Source organism: Hymenobacter elongatus, from assembly GCF_004745955.1.
Lineage (GTDB): Bacteria > Bacteroidota > Bacteroidia > Cytophagales > Hymenobacteraceae > Hymenobacter > Hymenobacter elongatus.
In genome coordinates this window covers 38,103-56,157 of the sequence record NZ_SRLD01000007.1, presented here as the reverse complement: position 1 = coordinate 56,157, position 18,055 = coordinate 38,103, and the positions used below count along the sequence as shown (strand labels likewise).

Here is an 18,055-nt window from a genome sequence, read left to right as displayed (position 1 = left end):
GCTTGTCGAAGCATCTCGCGTGCAATAGCAATCATATACTACTGCGGTAGAGATGCTTCGACAAGCTCAGCATGACGTTCATTTGACTTTCAGCGACTTTCTAAACAGCTTCAGAGTATCTAGCGGGGGTTTAAGTACATTTAGCAGGCTGCCCACCTTCGCTCTGCTTTCCATGAAGATTCTATTAGTAGAAGACCACCTCGAACTGTCCAAAAGCATTGCCAGCTACCTCACCCAGGAGCACTATCTCTGCGAGGTAGCCACCACGTTTGACGAGGCCCGCGAAAAACTGATATTGTTCACCTACGACTGTGTGCTGCTGGATATTATGCTGCCCGACGGCAACGGCATCAACTTGCTGAAGCTGTTGCGCAAAGACGGGGTGGAGAGCAGCGTGATTATCATTTCGGCCCAGAATGCCCTGGATTTCAAGCTCACCGGCCTGAGCGAAGGTGCCGACGACTACATCACCAAGCCGTTTCCGCTGCCTGAGCTGCATGCCCGCATCAAGGCCATTATGCGCCGGCGCAACCCCCACAAAAACAACGTGCTGACTTTCCTCGACCTCACCGCCGACCTGGAGTCGATGGAGTGCCGGGTGCAGGGCCGGCTGCTGCACCTCACGCGCAAGGAAACCAACCTGCTGCTGTACTTCATCAACAACAAAGGCCGCATGCTGACCCGCCAGGCCATTGCGGCCCACCTCTGGGGCGACTATACCGACAACCTCGACAGCGTGGACTTCGTGTACCAGCACGTGAAAAACCTGCGCAAGAAAATTACCGATGCGGGCGGCACCGACTACATCAGCACCGTGTATGGGCTGGGCTACAAGCTAAACGCCGCCGAGTAGTGAAGCTCAACTACCGCTACACCATCGCCTACGCGGTTATCACGCTGTTTGTGCTGTCGGTGGGCTTTGCCATCGTGTACGGGGCCATGTCGCGCAGCGTCACCCAGAGCACCATTGGCAAGCTGCAGCACCTAAACGACATCATTGCCGCCCAACTGGCCAGCGGCCGGGACTATACGGGCCACCCGGCCCGCGCCAACGTCCGTATCGGCCGGGCGAGTACGGCCGACACGGCCCGCCAGGCCCAGCTGGTGCAGGTGCGCCAGGAGTGGGAGCCGAGCCTGCAGGCAAGCGTGAGCGTGGTGCGGCTGACGACCTACCCGCGCATCCGGGGGCTGCGCTACGATATTACCAGTAAGGCCGTGGTGGTGATGCCCAGCGACGAGTACCTGACGGGCATCGTGCTGGTCTTTGCCTGGACGTTCGTGTTTCTGCTGGCGTTGGTGGTGATTCTCAGCGAGGTGATTTCCTGGTACATTCTCAAGCCCTTCAACGCCATTCTGCAGGGTATCGAGCGGTTTGAGCTCAGCCAGAAAACCACCATTGCCCTGCAGCCCAGTCGTACGATGGAGTTCAATGTGCTCAACGACTTCCTGATGAAGATGACCAGCCGGGCCCAGAGCGACTATCAGGGCCTGAAGGAGTTTTCGGAAAACGCCTCCCACGAGCTGCAAACGCCCATTGCCAGCATGAAAGCCAAGATTGAGCTGCTCATGGACTCGGAGCTGACCGAAAAGCAGCTGCTCATGCTCACGGCCATGCACGACGAGCTGGAGCGGCTGGCCAAAATCAACCAGTCGCTGACGCTGCTGGCCAAGCTGGAGCACTTCGAGTCGGCCCCCGCGCCCCTTACTGACCTAAGCCAGCTGGTGCTGAGCACCGAGGCTGCCTTCGCCGACCTGGCCGAAATGAAAGGCCTGCGCACCACGCAGCACATTGCGCCCGGCGTGCTGGTGCCGCTCGACGAGTCGCTGGCCCGGCTGCTGCTCAACAACCTGTTCAGCAACGCTATCCGCCACAATCTATCCAGTGGGGAAATTCATGTGGTGCTTTCCGCCACGGAGCTGCTGCTGGAGAATACCGGCCAACAACCCTCCGCTCCGGTGAGTGAACTGTTTGGGCGCTTCAAGAAAGGCAATGCCGCGCTGGATTCCATCGGTATCGGCTTGGCTATCGTCAAGCGCATCAGCGAGCTGTATAGTCACCGTATAGAGTATACCTACGCGGCTGGCTGGCACCGCATTCGGGTCGTCTTCGCGCCGCCAGCCTAGGGTGCCAGCAACTGCCGGATGGGTGGTGGAGGAAGGGGGGCAAAATTTCATGGTAACCTTAACATTTCTATGAAAATTCCTCAAAATCGAGGTGCTTATTTGTTAGGCGCTGCTGGGTAAGTAACCACGCACTCAGCGGGTCAGGCCAAACTACCTCACCCGATTCATTTGCTCCGTGGCCGTCCTCACCTCCGTAGCTCCAGTCCCTGATTTTTCTCCGGTGGAGCACGCCAACGGGGAAAAGATTTCGCGGCGGCGGCTGAAAGCTATTTTCAGCGGCTCGGTGGGCAACCTGGTGGAATGGTACGACTGGTACGCCTTTTCGGCTTTTTCCCTGTACTTCTCCGCTTCCTTCTTTCCTTCCGGCGACACCACGGCCCAACTGCTCCAGACGGCCGGCATCTTTGCCCTGGGCTTTCTGATGCGGCCTATCGGCGGCTGGATGTTCGGCCGCATTGCCGACAAAATGGGCCGCAAGCAGTCCATGACGCTCTCGGTCTTGCTCATGTCGCTGGGGTCCTTGCTCATTGCCCTCACGCCAACCTACCAAACCGTGGGCATCGTGGCGCCCATTCTGCTGCTTACCGCCCGGCTGCTACAAGGGCTGAGCGTGGGCGGCGAATACGGCGTTTCGGCTACGTATCTGAGCGAAATGGCCACCCGGAGCCGGCGTGGCTTCTACTCCAGCTTCCTGTATTTCACCCTGATTGGAGCCCAATTGCTGGCCCTGGGTATTCAGCTGGTGCTGCTGAAGGTATTGCTCACCGAAGCCGAAATGATGGCCTGGGGCTGGCGCATTCCCTTTGTGATTGGCGCGGTGCTGTCCATCGTGGCGCTCTACCTGCGGCAAAATCTGGATGAAACTGCCGCCTTCACTTCCCAGAAAGTCAAGCCCGAAGAATTGCGCGGCAGCCTGAAAGTGCTGTGGCACTACCCGCGCTCCGTGCTGAAAGTAGTGGGCCTGACGCTGGGCGGCACGCTGGCCTTTTACACGCTGACGACCTACATGCCCAAGTTTTTGGTGAACACGGGCCATATGACCAAAGGCACTGCTACCAACATCTGCTTTCTGGCGTTGCTGGGCTTTGCGGCCATGCAGCCGGTATTTGGCAGCTTGTCCGACCGAATTGGCCGCCGGCCCCTGCTCATCGGCTTCGGCGTGCTGGGCGCGCTGGGCAGCGTGCCGCTGCTAACGGCCCTGAGTCGCCCCACCGTGCCGTGGGTCACCTTGCTACTGCTGCTGCTGGCCTCCGTGGCGGTAAGTGGCTACACCAGCATCAGCGCGGTGGTCAAATCGGAGCTGTTTCCGGTTGAAATTCGGGCCTTGGGTATTGGCTTACCGCATGCCCTGAGTGTGGCCGTGTTTGGCGGCACCGCCGAATACATAGCCCTGTGGTGCAAGGGCATCGGTCACGAGTCGTACTTCTACTGGTACGTTTCGGGCTGCATTGCTATTTCCCTGCTGGTGAGCCTGATGATGGACGAAACCCGGCTTACTTCCCTCCACGACACGGACGGCAGCGAAGCTGACCTGCCAGAATTTGCCGGCGTCCGGCCCGTGCTGCCAGAGAGTTGATCCGCATTTCTCGACCATTTTCCCTCAGCCTTTTCTGGCTGGGTAGTGCTTTTTTCTTCGTTCTCGCACCTTCTCAGCCCCCAATCCCACCACATGAAGACTCCTTTACTCTTCTCTTCCTACCGTCGGCCGCTGCTGCCCGGGCAGGTTCTTTTTCTGCTGCTGGCCTTGCCGGGCGCTGCGGTAGCCCACCGGACCAGCGTGCCTGCCATGCCGGAGGCAATGTTCCGCCTAATAAAGAAGCCGGAAAACATCCTGCTCCGCACCGGGAGTTTCACCGCCGACCAGTCCGTTTCGGGGCGAATTACGGGTGCGGGCGGGGAGGCTATTCCGGGCGCTACGGTAGTGGAGCAGGGTACCACCAATGGCACCAGTACCGATGCCGACGGTCGCTTTTCGCTCACCGTAAAGCCGGGCGCTTCTCTGGTGGTATCGGCCATTGGCTTCAAGAGCCAGCAACTTACCGTTGGGGACCGGACCACGCTGGAAGTGCGCCTGGAAACGAGTACCACTGACCTGAGCGAAGTTACCGTAGTGGGTTCCCGCGGCTTGCCCCGCACCGACGTAGAGCGCCCTTCCCCGGTGGATGTGCTGAATGCCAAGGAGCTGCAGCTGACCGGGCAAACGGATCTGGGCCAGCAGGTGCAGTTCAACTCGCCTTCATTCAACTCGGCCAAAACTGGGGTCAATGGCGTGGCCAACTACGCCGACCCGGCTTCCCTGCGCGGCCTCTCGCCCGACCAGGTGCTGGTGCTCGTGGATGGCAAGCGCCGCCACCAGTTTTCGGCCCTGAACCTGAATGTAACCGTGGGGGCAGGTACCGTAGTAACGGATTTGAACGCCATTCCCTCCCTGGCCATCGAGCGCATCGAAGTATTGCGCGACGGCGCTGCGGCCCAATACGGCTCCGATGCCATTGCCGGCGTTATCAACCTGGGTCTGAACAAAAGCACGGGAATAGCCACCGTCAAAACGCAGTTTGGTATTACCAGGGAAGGCGACGGAGCCCAGTACCTGGCCGGTGCCAACTACGGGCTGAAGCTGGGCAAAACGAATCCGGGCTACCTGAATCTGACCTTGCAGTACCAGCGACAGGAGCAAACCAACCGCTCCGACAACTACGTGGGCGGCATCTACACGGCTTTTCCGGCGCTGCCGGGCCAGCCCACGGCTGCCCAGGTTGCGAGCGAAAACGCCAAGCGCACCGAGCGGGGCAACATCTATCCGCAGGTAGGGCAGCCGTTCAAAGTAGGCGTGTATGGCAGCAACCAGGCGGATATCTACCAGGGCTTTTTCAACCTGGGCATGCCCGTGGGTGGCAGTGGCTGGTCGGTGTACAGCTTCGGCGGCTTTTCCCGCAAGAATATTCTGGCCTACGGCTTTTTCCGCAATGCCCAGCCTGCCAACGTCAACTACAGCCCCATTCACCCCGATGGCTACCTGCCTGAGCTGCCCGGCCGCAGCGACGACTACTCCGGCGTGGTGGGTGTGAGCCGCAAGCTGGCCGGGGGCTGGAACCTCGACTTCAGCACCGGCTACGGCTACAACTACCTCGACCTGAACGCCAACAACACCTCCAATCCATCAATGGGCGCTGATTCTCCCACCGATTTCTACGTGGGTCGCAGCGCCTTTGGCCAGAGCACGAGTGAGGTGAACGTGTCGCGCAATTTTGCGGGGCTCTTTGGCACCAAGTCGTTTAACCTGGCCCTGGGTAGCCAGTTTCGGGTCGACCAGTTCATTCTGGAGCGCGGCAGCCCCGAGTCTTACTTCGTGGGGCCGTTTGCGCTGGCAGCGCCTACGGCTACTCCGCCCCGCACGGCCAAGGCACCCGGCTCGAGCGGCCGGCCGGGCATTGCTCCCGACGACGAAACCAATACCACCCGCTCCAACGTGGGCGTGTACGTGGATGTGGAAAGTGACCTTACCGAACGCCTGCTGCTGACCACGGCGCTGCGCTACGAGCGGTATTCTGACTTTGGCAGCAACGTGTCGGGCAAGTTTGCTTCGCGCTTCAAGGTGACGGAGGGCATCTCGCTCCGGGGCTCCATCAACCGCGGCTTCCGGGCTCCGTCGCTGCAGCAAACCTTCAACAGCGTGAGTACTTCCACGGTGCAGTCCGGCGCCATTGTGCAAACCAAGCAGCTGCGCAACGATGACGCGCGCCTGGTGCCGCTGGGCATAAAGGCTCCCAAAGCCGAAACTTCCTGGAACTACAGCCTGGGCGTGGCCGCCAAGCTCGGCGAAAACCTGCTCTTCACCCTGGATGCCTACCAGATTGACATCACCGACCGGATTATCAATAGCGAACGGCTGATTAAAGGCTCGGCTGCTACGGGGATTAAGGCCCTGCAAACGCCCGCCTTCGATGGCATCAGCGAAATTCGCTTCTTCACCAACGCCATCAATACCCAAACCCGCGGCATCGATTTGGTGACGACCTACAAAACGGAGTTCACCGAAAGCAGCCGCCTCACGGCCAGCCTGGCCCTGACGTTCAATGCCACCAACATTAGCGATACCCGCGACACGCCCGCGGCTCTGCAAGCAGGCACTGCGAATAAAATTCTGCTGATCGATACGGTGAGCATTGGTCTGATTGAGCGCGCGCAGCCGCGCCAGAAGATTCTGCTGTCGGCCACCTACCAGGTAGGCAAGTTCAGTATCACGCCCCGCGCCTCGTACTTCGGGGCCGTTACGGCCTACGAAAAGCCAACGGCTACTACCGCCATTCCCAACCCACGGCATATCAGCCAGGAGTTCGACGGCAAGACACTCTTCGACTTAGCCCTAGTGTATACTCCGGCCAAAGTAGTGTCGGTGACGGTGGGCGCCAACAACATCACCAATGTCTACCCGGATAAGGTGGACGCCAACCGCTTTGCCAGCTACTCAAACGGCGAAATTCCCTATTCCCGCAACGTGGCGCAGTTTGGCTTCAACGGGTCGTATTACTACACCAACCTGACGTTTACTTTCTAAATCCGAAAAGCAAGTAGTCGGACCAAGTCGGGCCGAGGTACTGTTACCGGGCGCGTCCGGTGCCTTTCGCTGCAACGGAGTAGTAGGAGTGCTTCGGCTTAACTCGCCCGAATGGGCTGCTTTTCTACGTGGTATTGCCCATGACAAACCTGGTCCTGCTGCTCGTGTGTCTGGGTCTGGGGGCGGTGTTGCGGTGGCGGCAGGCCGTGCCGGCGGGTACTGCGGCAGTGCTCAACCAGCTGCTGGTCCTGGTTTTCATGCCGGCCCTCACGTTTCTACACCTGGCTGATGCTACGCTCGACCGGCACTTTCTGCTGCCGGTGCTGGCCCCGTGGCTCCTGTTCGGGGCCAGCTTCCTTTTCTTCACAGCCGTAGGCCGGCACCTGCAGCTCGGGCGCGGCACCACTGGCGCCCTGATTCTGACGGCCGGCATCAGCAGCACCTCTTTTGTCGGCTTCCCGATTTTTGAGCTGCTCTATGGGCACGAAGGCCTGGAGCTGGGCATCATGATGAGCCAGGCCGGCTCGTTTCTGATTGGCGTCACGCTGGGCGTTGCCGTGGCTTCCTGGTACGGAGCCGCCGAACCCTCGTGGCGTGCCATGCTGGGCAATGTGCTGCGGTTTCCGCCGTTTCTGGCCTTTGTGCTGGCTATGGGGGCCAATGCCGCGGGCTACGAGCACCCGGCTCTGGTGCGCGGCGTGTTGGAAAAGCTGAGCGCGCCCTTCTCCGTTATTGCCCTGCTTTCAGTGGGTCTGCAGATGAACCTGTCGGTGCCCCGGCACCACGGCCGGGCGCTGCTGCTGGGCTTGTCTTACAAGCTGGTGCTGGCCCCGCTGCTGATTTATGGCCTGTACCACGTCTTGGCCCAGCAGCACGGCCGCGTGGTAGACCTCTGCGTGCTGGGGGCCGCTATTGGGCCGATGAACACCGCCGCCGTGGTGGCCGAGCGGTATGGGCTCAATCCGCCGCTGGCCGCCCAAATGGTGGGCCTGGGCATCCCGCTCTCCTTGCCGTTGCTGGCTTTGCTGGGCTGGTGGCTCACCCGAAGCTAGGGCGTTAGTAGCTTGCGCGGCACTAGCCTCTTGCCCAACACCAGCAGACCGAGGCATTGGTTTCTGCTGGTCTGAGTTCCTCTTTTTCCGTCCCCGCATCCGGGCTTAGCCCTTGATTTTATGAAAAAAATCGTCACCAATCTTACGTTCTGGGTGCTGACTGCCATTGTGGCGGGGGCGCTGCTGGGGCACTTTGCCCCCGAAACTGCCGTCAGGATGGATGTGCTGGGCAAGGCGTTTATCAACGTCGTCAAGCTCTTTATCAACCCTATCATCTTCCTGACCATCACGCTGGGCATCAGCAGCATGGGCGACCTGAAGAAGGTGGGGCGCATTGGCGGCAAGGCGCTGCTGTACTTTGAAATCGTGACTACCCTGGCCTTGCTTATCGGTATCGGTGTGGCCTACGTCATCCGGCCGGGGGCCGGCGTAGCCACGGGCAAGCTCAACGGGCAGGCAGTAGGGGAGTTCACGCAGCGGGCCGGCGAGTTTTCCTGGCTGCACTTTCTGGCCGACAACCTGACGCTGCAGGTTCTGCTCTTGTCTATCGTGCTAGGCATGGTGCTGAGCCGCTACACCGGCCGCCAGCCCATCATCGACCGCCTCAACTGGGCTTCGAAATACGTGTTCAAGGGCCTGCACCTGGTCATGATATTTGCGCCCATCGGGGCCTTTGGCGGCATGGCCTTCACCATCGGCAAATACGGTATTGCCACGCTGCTGCCGCTGGCCAAGCTCATGCTCACCGTGTACACCACCATGGCCTTGTTTGTGTTTCTGGTGCTGGGCTCCATTTTGCGCTACTGCCGCGTGAGCATCCTCGCGTTTCTAAGCTACATTAAGGAAGAGCTGCTGATTGTGCTGGGCACTTCCTCCTCGGAAGCCGGCCTGCCAGGCCTCATGGAAAAGCTGGAGCGCCTGGGCTGCGCCAAGCCCGTGGTGGGCCTGGTAGTTCCGGCCGGCTACTCGTTCAACCTCGACGGCACTACCATCTATCTGTCGTTGGCGACCATCTTTCTGGCCCAGGTTTTTAACGTGGAGCTGACCGGTTCCCAGATGCTGACCATCATCGGCATTCTGATGGTGACCAGCAAAGGCGCGGCCGGCGTCACGGGCTCCGGATTTGTCGTGCTGGCCAGTACGCTCACGGCCGTCAAGGTGATTCCCGTCGAAGGGCTGGCGTTGCTGCTGGGCGTGGATCGGTTCATGTCGGAGGCCCGCTCCATCACCAACTTTATCGGCAACGGCGTGGCTACCATCTTTTTGGCCCACAACGAAGGAGCCCTCGACCACGCTCAGGTGGCGAGGATGCTAGGCGGTAAGACGACGGTATCGACGGTTGCCGAGGCACTTGAGCAGTACAACCCTTCCCTGCCCAACCTACCGGTAGAGCCGCGTGAGGGCGTGCCGGAGCGCTAGGTCGGCCTCCCATGGCCTTGTGCGTCGGGCGGGCTCCTTATTTCGTACCGTATGAAGCATTTCAATCTCGCTGTTTTTCCCGCCGATGGTATTGGTCCCGAAGTTATTGCCGCCAGCCAGCAGGTGCTCCGCAAGCTGGAGCAGCTGCATGGTGGTGTGCGCTTTGCGTGCCGGGAGTTCGACTGGAGCTCGGCCTACTACCACAAAACCGGGGCCATGATGCCCGCCGATGGGCTGCAACAGCTGGAGGCGGGTGGGTTCGATGCGCTGCTGATGGGCCCCGTGGGCAGCCCGGCTATTCCCGACCACATCACCTTGTGGGGCTTGCTGCTCACGATTCGGCAGGGTTTCGACCAGTACGTGAACCTGCGGCCCATGCGCCTGCTGACGGGCGTGGCCACACCCTTGCGCAACCCCGGGCAGCACCCCATCAACATGGTGTGCATCCGGGAAAACTCCGAAGGTGAGTATGCCGGTGTGGGCGGGCGGCTACACCAGGGCAAGGCGTGGGAAGTCGCCATTCAGTCGATAGTCTTTACCCGCAGCGCCACGGAGCGGGTGATGCGCTTTGCCTTCGACTATGCCCAGCAGCACGGCCACCGGCTGGTCACCAACGTGACCAAGTCCAACAGCATGCAGCACAACATGGTATTCTGGGATGAAGTATTTCAGCAGGTAGCCGCCCAATACCCTACGGTGGCTACCGACCAGCAGCTGGTCGATTCCATGACCGCCCGCATGGTGAGCCAACCCGAAACCGTGGACGTATTTGTGGCCTCCAACCTCTTCGGCGACATCCTCAGCGACCTTGGCGCGGCCTTGACGGGGAGTATGGGGCTGGCCCCGAGTGCCAATCTAAATCCTGAGCGTCAGTACCCCAGCCTGTTTCAGGCCATTCATGGCTCGGCCTTCAGCCTAGTGGGAAAGAATGTGGCCAATCCTATTGCCAGCATCTGGTCGGTGCAGATGATGCTCGCATTTTTGGGGGAGACGCAACTCGCGGCCCAGCTCATGCACGCCATCGAAACCGTGCTGCGGGAGCAGTGCGTCCGGACCCGGGATTTGGGCGGCACCAGCTCGACCACCGAAATGACCAAGGCCGTGTGCCAGGCGCTCGAAACCGCTGCCCGCTAATTACACCTAGGAAGCGTCAGCAGTGCGACAGCCAAGGAAATCGAGTCGATCATTCGCAAGTGGTATAAGAGCGTATTTGGGGATTTTCAAAAAAGTCGATTCCGTCATGCCTGATCTGGCGTCCGCGCAGTCGAAGCATCTCTCCCGCACTGGTAAAGTCAATTACTACTGCGGGAGGGATGCTTCGACAAGCGGACGCCAGATGAGCATGACACGAAAAGTAAAATCCTAAACACGTTCTGGAGCAAGCATACCCCACGCCCGGCGCTGGTAGCCTGACTCCGGTTAGTGCTTGTAGAGCGTATTGTCCAGCAATCCGTCGGTGAACAGCTGCAGACAGGCCTTGAGCTCGTCGCCGTACTGCTTCAGCTTCTGCGGGTCAGGATTGGGGAGCGGCTCGGCGGGCATATTGTGCGTCCGGTAAGGATAGAGCCGCACTTGGTTGGTAGCCGTCAATTCGGTTACGAAGTCCTGGTGAACCAGGTAGTGGGAATTGTCGCGCAGAAACAGGGCCCGGCCGGTAGTGGTAGAGTCGAACACGGAGTAGCCAAAGGGCAGGAGCTGGGCCGCATTTCCAACGCCTAAATAGTCGACTACAGTGGCCGTCACGTCGGCCTGCTGGGTGATACGGTGCACATCGGCCGCTGGCAGGGCGCGGCCCGGATGAAACAGCAATAGCGGCGTTTTGAAGCTGCCCAGCACATTCTGGTAGTCGGGCCGCTGCGACTGGGACGTGTGGTCGGCCAGCAGAATGAACAGCGTACGACTATACCAGGGCTGGGTGGCGGCGGCTTTGAAAAACTGCCGCAGCGAAAAATCGGTGTAGCCGATGGAAGCGTGAATCGGCAGCTCGCCGGGCGCGAACTTGCCCGCGTACCGGGCCGGAACCGGGAACGGCTCGTGTGAGGTCAGCGTGAACACCGTGGAGAGAAACGGCTCGGGCTGCTTGCCAAGCTCGCGGGCAAAGTACTGTAGGTAGGGCTCATCAAAAATGCCCCAGTGGCCGTCAAAATCCGGGCTTTTCGCGCCGCCAGGGTACTCATTCAGGCCATAATAGCGCTGAATACCGGCCATGCCAGCGAAGGTATTGAAACCCATTGTGCCATTGGTGGCCCCATGAAAGACGGAAGTAGTGTAGCCGTGCCGGTCCAGTAGCTCGCCTAGTCCGTGCAGCTCGTCGGTCTGGAAGTTGGAGGTGATAAAGGAGCCTTCCATCAGGCCCGGCAACCCGGCCAGCACGGCCGGCAGGGCATCGATGGAGCGTCGGCCGTTGGCGTAGTGCTCCCGAAACAACAGTCCTTTCGTAGCCAACGAATCGAAGAAGGGCGTGTAGCCCTGGCCCTCGTTCTCGATGCCCGTGTATTCGGAAGCAAAGCTCTCGACCAGCAGAATAACCACGTTGTCGCGGGGCGCGTTGGGGCGCGGGCCGGGCTTATGAATTGCCAGGGCCTTGTGCAGCGCAGCCGGATCAGTGAAGTAGGTGCGCCGCTCCACCGGAACGTAGCCCACGCTTTTCTGAAAGGTGAATGTACTATTGAGCACCACGTGGCCCAGTACCGGCAGCGTTTGCATAAAGGCGTGGCCGGTGCGCAAGGGCTTGAGCTGCAGACCACCCCGAATGCCTAATACCGTGCCCAAGGCCAGGCCCGCAACTTCCAGCACGTAGCGGGCAAAACGCCGAATGGAGCGGGGCTCCCGAGCGTAGTATTCTGCGTCCTGGGCCGTGGGCATAGGATAGAAATACCACAGCAGCCCCAGTAGCACGGTGAACGGAATCAGCAGAAACCAGTAGTGCCCCGCCAGCTGCCCGGCCTGCCGCTGAATATCGCCCGTGATGGTAAACAGCTCGTTGCTGGTGCGCCGACCAATGAATTTGAAATACTCGCTGTCGATAATATTGACGGCCAGCGCCGGGGCGTGCAGCACCAGGTACAGTCCGCGCAACAACTGCTGCCAGCCCCTGCCAAACGCCGGCACCAACGACAGCAGCAAGAAGGGCACGCTCTGCAGCAGCACCGCCGAAACATCGAACCGAAAGCCGTGCCAGAATGCCAGCACCAGCTGACTACTGCTCGCCTCCAGAAAGGCTGGGCGGTTGGCCACATAAAAACCCAGCCGCAGCACCAGATAAGCGCCCATCAGCAGGAGCAAGCGGCGCAGCAGCAAACGCAGTAACGGAGGGAGCAGCATGCGGGCGGAAGGCGTTAGTCCTGGCTGGGCTTGAGGTGAATGCGCTGGCCGCTGGGCAAATCTTTGATCTGGCGGTGAAAATCGGCCAGCCAGGCCAAGCGGTCGGCGGCCGGCTGGATGTTAATCTTGGGTTTGCGTTCTGCCGAAGCAATGCAGACCGGCGGATACAGGCTCAGTAGCTCGCCGGGCTGCAGCGCGCCGCCGTGCTGCTGGAAGCCGCGCAGCGGCTCCATGCCCAACGCATCGAGCGGAAATTTCTCGACCCCAAACAGGAAGTGCTTGAAGTCCACTTCCAGATCGGCCAGCTCGCCGGTTTCGGTGTCCAGAAACAGCACTGCGTCGCCGCGCAGCAGAAACTGGTTGCCCACGCAGTCCTGGGCGAAGGGAATATCGGTTTCCTGCACCTCGGCGTACGTGCGCCAGAAGGCCATTTCGCCCTGCCAGGCCGTGTGTAGCGCGTGCCAGGTCGGCTCGCTCACGCAGCCCCGGATGTGCAGCCCGCCGAAGTACGCCACCACGCCGTTCTGCTCGCGCAGAAATGCCTGCAGGTAGGAGGGAAGGCGGGCAAAGTGCACAAGGTCCGTCAGCTCGCCGCCGGTATAGAGTATTCCTTTCATAGAATCCGTTACAAAAAAGCCTCCCCGACGATTAAATCGGGAAGGCTTTTCTCAGAGAAAAAAGTGCTTAGGCGTACGCTGTTTCCAGCACGGTCTCCACGTTGACCATCGGCAGGTTCCAGGCATCGGCCACGCCTTGGTATACTACCTCACCATGCACCACGTTCAGGCCCAGGCGCAGCGCCGCGTCGCGGCGGCACGCTTCCTGCCAGCCCAGGTTGGCCAGCTTCACTGCATAGGGCAGCGTAGCGTTGGTCAGCGCCAGCGTAGAGGTGTACGGCACGGCACCGGGCATGTTGGCCACGCAGTAATGCACTACGTCGTCGATGATGAAGGTGGGGTTTTCGTGCGTCGTAGGGCGGCAGGTTTCAATGCAGCCACCCTGATCCACGGCTACGTCCACTACCACAGTACCGGCGCGCATGGTCTTGAGCATGTCGCGCGTGATGAGGTGCGGAGCCTTAGCACCCGGAATGAGTACGGCACCCACGATGAGGTCGGCAGTTTTGATGGCTTCGCGAATGTTGTACTCGTTGGAATACTGCGTCACCACGTTCTTAGGCATGAAGTCGTCCAGCTCGCGCAGGCGATTCAGGCTGATGTCCATAATGGTCACCTGAGCACCCAGACCAGCCGCGATTTTGGCCGCCTGCGTACCCACTACGCCGCCACCGAGTACCAGCACTTGGGCGGGCTTCACACCGGGCACGCCACCGAGCAGAATACCACGGCCTTTCAGGGGTTTCTCCAAATACTTGGCACCTTCCTGCGGAGCCATCCGGCCCGCCACTTCGCTCATCGGAATGAGCAGGGGCAGCGCCCGGTTGGGCAGCTCCACGGTTTCGTACGCCAGGCACACCGCCTTGCGCTCAATCATGGCGTGGGTCAGCTCTTCGCCGCTGGCGAAGTGGAAATAAGTAAATAGCAGCTGGCCTTCCTTAATGAGGCTGTACTCCTCCTGAATGGGCTCTTTTACCTTCACAATCATTTCTGCCTTGCCATATACTTCGGCAATGGTAGCCAAAATAGTAGCGCCAGCCTGCTCATACTCAGCGTCCTGAAAACCGCTGCCCAAGCCGGCAGTAGCTTGCACGTATACCTCGTGGCCGTGCTTGCGGAATTCGGCTACGCCAGCAGGGGTGAGGCCGACACGGTTTTCGTTGTTTTTGATTTCTTTCGGTACGCCGATTAGCATGGCAGAAACTAAGAGTGGGGTGGTGGGGAAAATACTAGCTGAAAACGGCCGCAAAGATACGAATTAAGCCGGCTTCAATGGGTGTAAAATGCGGATATTGACCAGGAAGGTTCCGCTGGGTTGCATTTGAAATAAACTGACCCTGGTCAGAGCTGTCCTGTTTCCTCTGGCGGCTGCCTGCAAAGCACCGGCCTCTTTATTCCTACAACAGCTTATTACAAGCACAAAGCCCCTTACCGGCGCGGGTAAGAGGCTTTGCAGGTTGAGCGGCGTTTGCCACGCAGGTGAGACAGGTGCTTTGCAGGCAGCCGCCAGAGGAAACAGGATAGCCAAGTATTACTTAAACGGTACCGCAACGCCGCTTTCCTTCACCATGCTGGCCGCATTCAGGTCGCGCACCACGTTGGCTTTCAGCGTCAGTTTAGTGTCACCGCTCATGTCGTTGGAGCTGATGGTCACCACATCAGCCATCTTGCCGAGTTGGCGCTGGCCGTAAATCAGCTCTACCGTGCTGCTCTGACCCGGCTTGATGGGAGTAGGAGTGGCCTTGTAGCCCACGCAGTTGCAGGCCGACGAGAGCATGCCCAGCACCAGGTCCTGCTTGCCTCCGTTCTTCACCGTGAAGCGGGCGGTGGGCTGCTGGCCGGCTTCCATCTTGCCGAAATCGTGGGCGGTGCGGTCCAGCACCAGGCGGGGCGACTGCGCCAGCTGGGCAGGCGTCAGAGTGGCCTTCACCTCATCCTTGTTCAGGACGCTGCCTTTGATGGTGAGCACTGTGCTCGGCGTGCTGGCGTTGCTGGTTACGGTCACGGTTTTGTTGAAAACCCCGGGCCGGCCGGCACTGCTGTACATGGCCTTGATGATGCCGCTTTTGCCGGGCAGCACCGGCGTCTTGGTCCAGTCGGGCGTGGTGCAGCCGCAGGAGGCCTGCACGTTGGCAATGATGATGGGCTGAGTGCCGGTATTCTTGAACTTGAACTCGTAGGTCGCCATGGTGCCTTCGGCCACGCTGCCGAAGTCATGGAGGTCTTTTTCAAACGTCATGGTGCCCTGGGCGCGGGCCCCGAGTTGGGCCAGGCTGAAGCACAGGGCCAGGAAAAGCGAGACGAAGTTTTTCATGTAGGGGAAGGAATAGTCGGGACTGTAGCAGAGCTTTCTAGCGGGCTCCGTAATTCAAAGATAGACAAAAACCACCCTCCTTCGTAGGGGTGCGGGGAAGCTGCCTCGTGAAAGCTCGCGCCCAAATCCGTACTTTTGGGAGCCTGCTACTGCGGCAGGCTTTCCCACTCCGATTTTTTTGCCCCATACTTCCCGCCTACTTCCCGTTGATATGCCCACTGCTGAACCCCTCGTAGCGGCCGCTGCCGCCCTTAGCAAAGAAGAGTTGCTCCGTGACTACCGCCTGGGCTGGGAAAGCCGGCAGGCTTCCTTAGCGGGCCGCAAGGAAGTATTCATGGGCAAAGCCAAGTTCGGCATCTTCGGCGACGGCAAAGAGCTGCCCCAGCTGGCTATGGCCCGCGCCTTCCAGCCCGGCGACTTTCGCTCCGGCTACTACCGCGACCAGACCTTCATGTTTGCCGCCGGCGAGCTGAGCCTGCAGCAGTATTTTGCCCAGCTCTACGCCCACCCCGATGCCGAGGCCGAGCCCGCCACCGCCGGCCGCGCCATGAATGGCCACTTTGCCACCCGCCTGCTCGATGAGGACGGCAACTTCCGCAACCTGGCGGAACTGAAAAACTCCTCGGCCGACGTTTCGCCCACGGCCTCGCAGATGCCGCGCCTCGTGGGGCTGGCCTACGCTTCCAAGCTCTACCGCAACAATCCGGAGCTGAGCGAGCTGAAGCAGTTTTCGGTGAATGGCAACGAAGTAGCATTCGGCACTATTGGCAACGCCAGTACGTCGGAGGGCATGTTTTTCGAAGCCATCAATGCCGCTGGTGTGCTTCAGATTCCGATGCTGGTTTCGGTGTGGGACGACCACTACGGCATTTCGGTGCCCGCCGAATATCAGACGACCAAACAGAGCATCAGCGAAATCCTGGCCGGCTTCCAGCGCAACGCGCCGGGCGAGCAGGGCTTCGAGATTTTCGTGGTGAAAGGCTGGGACTATCCTGCCTTGGTCGATACGTATCTGCGGGCCGCTGAGGTGTGCCGCCGCGAGCATGTGCCGGTGTTGGTGCACGTCACGGAAGTCACCCAGCCCCAGGGGCACTCTACCTCGGGCTCGCACGAGCGCTACAAGAGCAAAGAACGCCTCTCGTGGGAGGAAGAGCACGACTGCCTGCGCAAGATGCGCGAGTGGCTGCTCAGCGAAGGCCACGCCAGCGCCGAAGAGCTCGACCAGATTGAGAGTGAGACGAAGGACGTGGTGAAGAAAGCCCGCGTGGCCGCCTGGGATGCCTTCTTCAACCCCATCAAAGAGGAGCGCGACGAGGCCGTGACGCTGCTGGAAAAGCTGGTGGCTGAAACCGGGCAGGAAAACGCCCTGCACGACATGGTGGAGCACCTGCGTCACAACCCCACGCCTATTCGGGCCGACATCGTGCGGACCGTGCGGCGGGCGTTGCGCTTCGTGCGCGAAACGCGCAGTGGGGCCCGCCGCAACCTACAGAACTACCTGGAGCAAGTACTGGCCGAAAACGCCGACCGCTACAACTCCTACCTCTACAGCCAAAGCGAGCAAGCTGCGCTGAACATTGCCGAAGTACCCGCTGAGTTTGCCCCCAACGCACCCCAGGTCGATGGCCGGGAAGTGCTGCAGGCTTGTTTCGAAGCCAACTTCCGGCGCGACCCCACCATCTTTGCCATCGGCGAGGACGTCGGCCGGATCGGGGACGTAAACCAGGCGTTTGCCGGCTTGCAGGACAAGTTCGGGGAGCTGCGGGTGACCGATACCGGTATCCGGGAGTGCACCATTGTGGGGCAGGGCATCGGGGCCGCCTTGCGCGGCCTGCGCCCCATCACCGAAATTCAGTACCTGGATTATCTGCTCTATGCCATCCAGATTTTGTCGGATGACGTGGCGTGCCTCCAGTACCGCACCAAAGGCGGGCAGAAGGCACCACTTATCGTGCGTACGCGCGGCCACCGGCTGGAAGGCGTCTGGCATTCGGGCTCACCCATTGGCATGATTCTGAGCAGCATCCGGGGTATGCACGTGCTGGTGCCGCGCGACATGACGCAGGCGGCGGGCTTCTACAACACGCTGTTGCGCTCCGATGAGCCCGCGTTGGTGATTGAGTGCCTGAATGGCTACCGCCTGAAAGAGCGGATTCCGCAGAACGTGGGCGAGTTCACGCTACCGCTGGGCGTGCCCGAAATTCTGCAGGAAGGCACCGATATTACGGTGGTTACCTACGGCTCGATGTGTCGCATCGTGCAGGATGCGGCCCGCCAGCTGGCGGAGGTAGGTATTTCGGTAGAAGTGATTGACGTGCAGTCCTTGTTGCCTTTCGACGTGCAGCACCTTATTGCCGACAGCCTGCGCAAAACCAGCCGCGTGCTCTTCGCCGATGAGGACGTACCCGGCGGGGCCACCGCTTACATGCTGCAGCATGTGCTCGACGAGCAGCAAGCCTACCGCTTCCTCGACTCGCAGCCCCGCTGCCTGGCCGCCCAGCCTCACCGCCCGCCCTACGGCTCCGATGGCGACTACTTCTCCAAGCCCAACGCCGAAGACGTATTCGACGCGGTGTATGAGCTGATGCAGGAAGCCGACCCCAAGCGCTTCCCGGCCATTTACTAACGCCCCCCCCCCACAAACCAA

The 18,055-nt window shown here is 60.3% G+C and carries 12 protein-coding genes; 8 read left to right on the top strand and 4 right to left on the bottom strand.

The features are described 5' to 3' along the window. Positions 1 to 172 precede the first annotated feature (172 nt). The 7 genes from E5J99_RS05275 to E5J99_RS05245 all read left to right on the top strand — a co-directional run bounded on the left by E5J99_RS05275 (position 173) and on the right by E5J99_RS05245 (position 10,287). Positions 173 to 853 (top strand): response regulator transcription factor, encoded by a 681-nt coding sequence (locus tag E5J99_RS05275; protein ID WP_135496679.1) that lies wholly within the window; start codon positions 173 to 175, stop codon positions 851 to 853. Beyond that, on the top strand, positions 853 to 2,124 hold the full coding sequence (locus E5J99_RS05270; RefSeq protein WP_135496678.1) for a sensor histidine kinase: 1,272 nt from the start codon (positions 853 to 855) through the stop codon (positions 2,122 to 2,124). Before E5J99_RS05275 ends, E5J99_RS05270 begins: the two co-directional genes overlap by 1 nt. Before the next feature lie 175 nt (positions 2,125 to 2,299). Beyond that, a complete protein-coding gene (locus E5J99_RS05265; RefSeq protein WP_245318717.1) occupies positions 2,300 to 3,700 on the top strand; it encodes an MFS transporter in 1,401 nt (466 codons plus the stop codon). A 93-nt stretch (positions 3,701 to 3,793) separates the two neighbouring features. Continuing rightward, positions 3,794 to 6,682: a TonB-dependent receptor gene (locus tag E5J99_RS05260; RefSeq protein ID WP_135496677.1), complete on the top strand. Its 2,889-nt coding sequence runs from the start codon at positions 3,794 to 3,796 to the stop codon at positions 6,680 to 6,682. Positions 6,683 to 6,822: 140 nt separating this feature from the next. After that, positions 6,823 to 7,734 (top strand): AEC family transporter, encoded by a 912-nt coding sequence (locus E5J99_RS05255; RefSeq protein WP_135496676.1) that lies wholly within the window; start codon positions 6,823 to 6,825, stop codon positions 7,732 to 7,734. Positions 7,735 to 7,854: 120 nt separating this feature from the next. Then, positions 7,855 to 9,153, top strand: a complete 1,299-nt coding sequence (locus E5J99_RS05250; RefSeq protein ID WP_135496675.1) for a cation:dicarboxylate symporter family transporter — start codon at positions 7,855 to 7,857, stop codon at positions 9,151 to 9,153. A 51-nt stretch (positions 9,154 to 9,204) separates the two neighbouring features. Beyond that, entirely contained in the window at positions 9,205 to 10,287 is a 1,083-nt protein-coding gene (locus E5J99_RS05245; RefSeq protein ID WP_135496674.1) for a tartrate dehydrogenase, read from the top strand. Positions 10,288 to 10,572: 285 nt separating this feature from the next. Here E5J99_RS05245 and E5J99_RS05240 read toward each other — a convergent pair whose 3' ends face one another. The 4 genes from E5J99_RS05240 to E5J99_RS05225 all read right to left on the bottom strand — a co-directional run bounded on the left by E5J99_RS05240 (position 10,573) and on the right by E5J99_RS05225 (position 15,408). Further along, the gene (locus E5J99_RS05240) at positions 10,573 to 12,477 is read right to left on the bottom strand and encodes an LTA synthase family protein (protein WP_135496673.1); all 1,905 of its coding nucleotides are present in this window, start codon (positions 12,475 to 12,477) and stop codon (positions 10,573 to 10,575) included. Positions 12,478 to 12,491: 14 nt separating this feature from the next. Then, entirely contained in the window at positions 12,492 to 13,094 is a 603-nt protein-coding gene (locus E5J99_RS05235; RefSeq protein ID WP_135496672.1) for an SMI1/KNR4 family protein, read from the bottom strand. A 67-nt stretch (positions 13,095 to 13,161) separates the two neighbouring features. Continuing rightward, on the bottom strand, positions 13,162 to 14,289 hold the full coding sequence (gene ald / locus E5J99_RS05230; RefSeq protein WP_135496671.1) for an alanine dehydrogenase: 1,128 nt from the start codon (positions 14,287 to 14,289) through the stop codon (positions 13,162 to 13,164). 336 nt (positions 14,290 to 14,625) lie between these two features. After that, positions 14,626 to 15,408, bottom strand: a complete 783-nt coding sequence (locus tag E5J99_RS05225; protein WP_135496670.1) for a DUF1573 domain-containing protein — start codon at positions 15,406 to 15,408, stop codon at positions 14,626 to 14,628. Between the two features lie 211 nt (positions 15,409 to 15,619). Here E5J99_RS05225 and E5J99_RS05220 point away from each other — a divergent pair, with 211 nt between their 5' ends. Then, a complete protein-coding gene (locus E5J99_RS05220; protein WP_135496669.1) occupies positions 15,620 to 18,034 on the top strand; it encodes an alpha-ketoacid dehydrogenase subunit alpha/beta in 2,415 nt (804 codons plus the stop codon). The last annotated feature ends 21 nt before the right edge of the window (positions 18,035 to 18,055 follow it).

Bases quoted from the DNA above. Each gene is read 5' to 3' on its own strand.
- E5J99_RS05245 (WP_135496674.1), top strand. From the start codon at position 9,205: ATGAAGCATTTCAATCTCGCTGTTTTTCCCGCCGATGGTATTGGTCCC.
- E5J99_RS05260 (WP_135496677.1), top strand. From the start codon at position 3,794: ATGAAGACTCCTTTACTCTTCTCTTCCTACCGTCGGCCGCTGCTGCCC.
- E5J99_RS05250 (WP_135496675.1), top strand. From the start codon at position 7,855: ATGAAAAAAATCGTCACCAATCTTACGTTCTGGGTGCTGACTGCCATT.
- E5J99_RS05225 (WP_135496670.1), bottom strand. From the start codon at position 15,408: ATGAAAAACTTCGTCTCGCTTTTCCTGGCCCTGTGCTTCAGCCTGGCC.
- E5J99_RS05275 (WP_135496679.1), top strand. From the start codon at position 173: ATGAAGATTCTATTAGTAGAAGACCACCTCGAACTGTCCAAAAGCATT.
- E5J99_RS05255 (WP_135496676.1), top strand. From the start codon at position 6,823: ATGACAAACCTGGTCCTGCTGCTCGTGTGTCTGGGTCTGGGGGCGGTG.
- E5J99_RS05240 (WP_135496673.1), bottom strand. From the start codon at position 12,477: ATGCTGCTCCCTCCGTTACTGCGTTTGCTGCTGCGCCGCTTGCTCCTG.
- ald (WP_135496671.1), bottom strand. From the start codon at position 14,289: ATGCTAATCGGCGTACCGAAAGAAATCAAAAACAACGAAAACCGTGTC.
- E5J99_RS05220 (WP_135496669.1), top strand. From the start codon at position 15,620: ATGCCCACTGCTGAACCCCTCGTAGCGGCCGCTGCCGCCCTTAGCAAA.
- E5J99_RS05235 (WP_135496672.1), bottom strand. From the start codon at position 13,094: ATGAAAGGAATACTCTATACCGGCGGCGAGCTGACGGACCTTGTGCAC.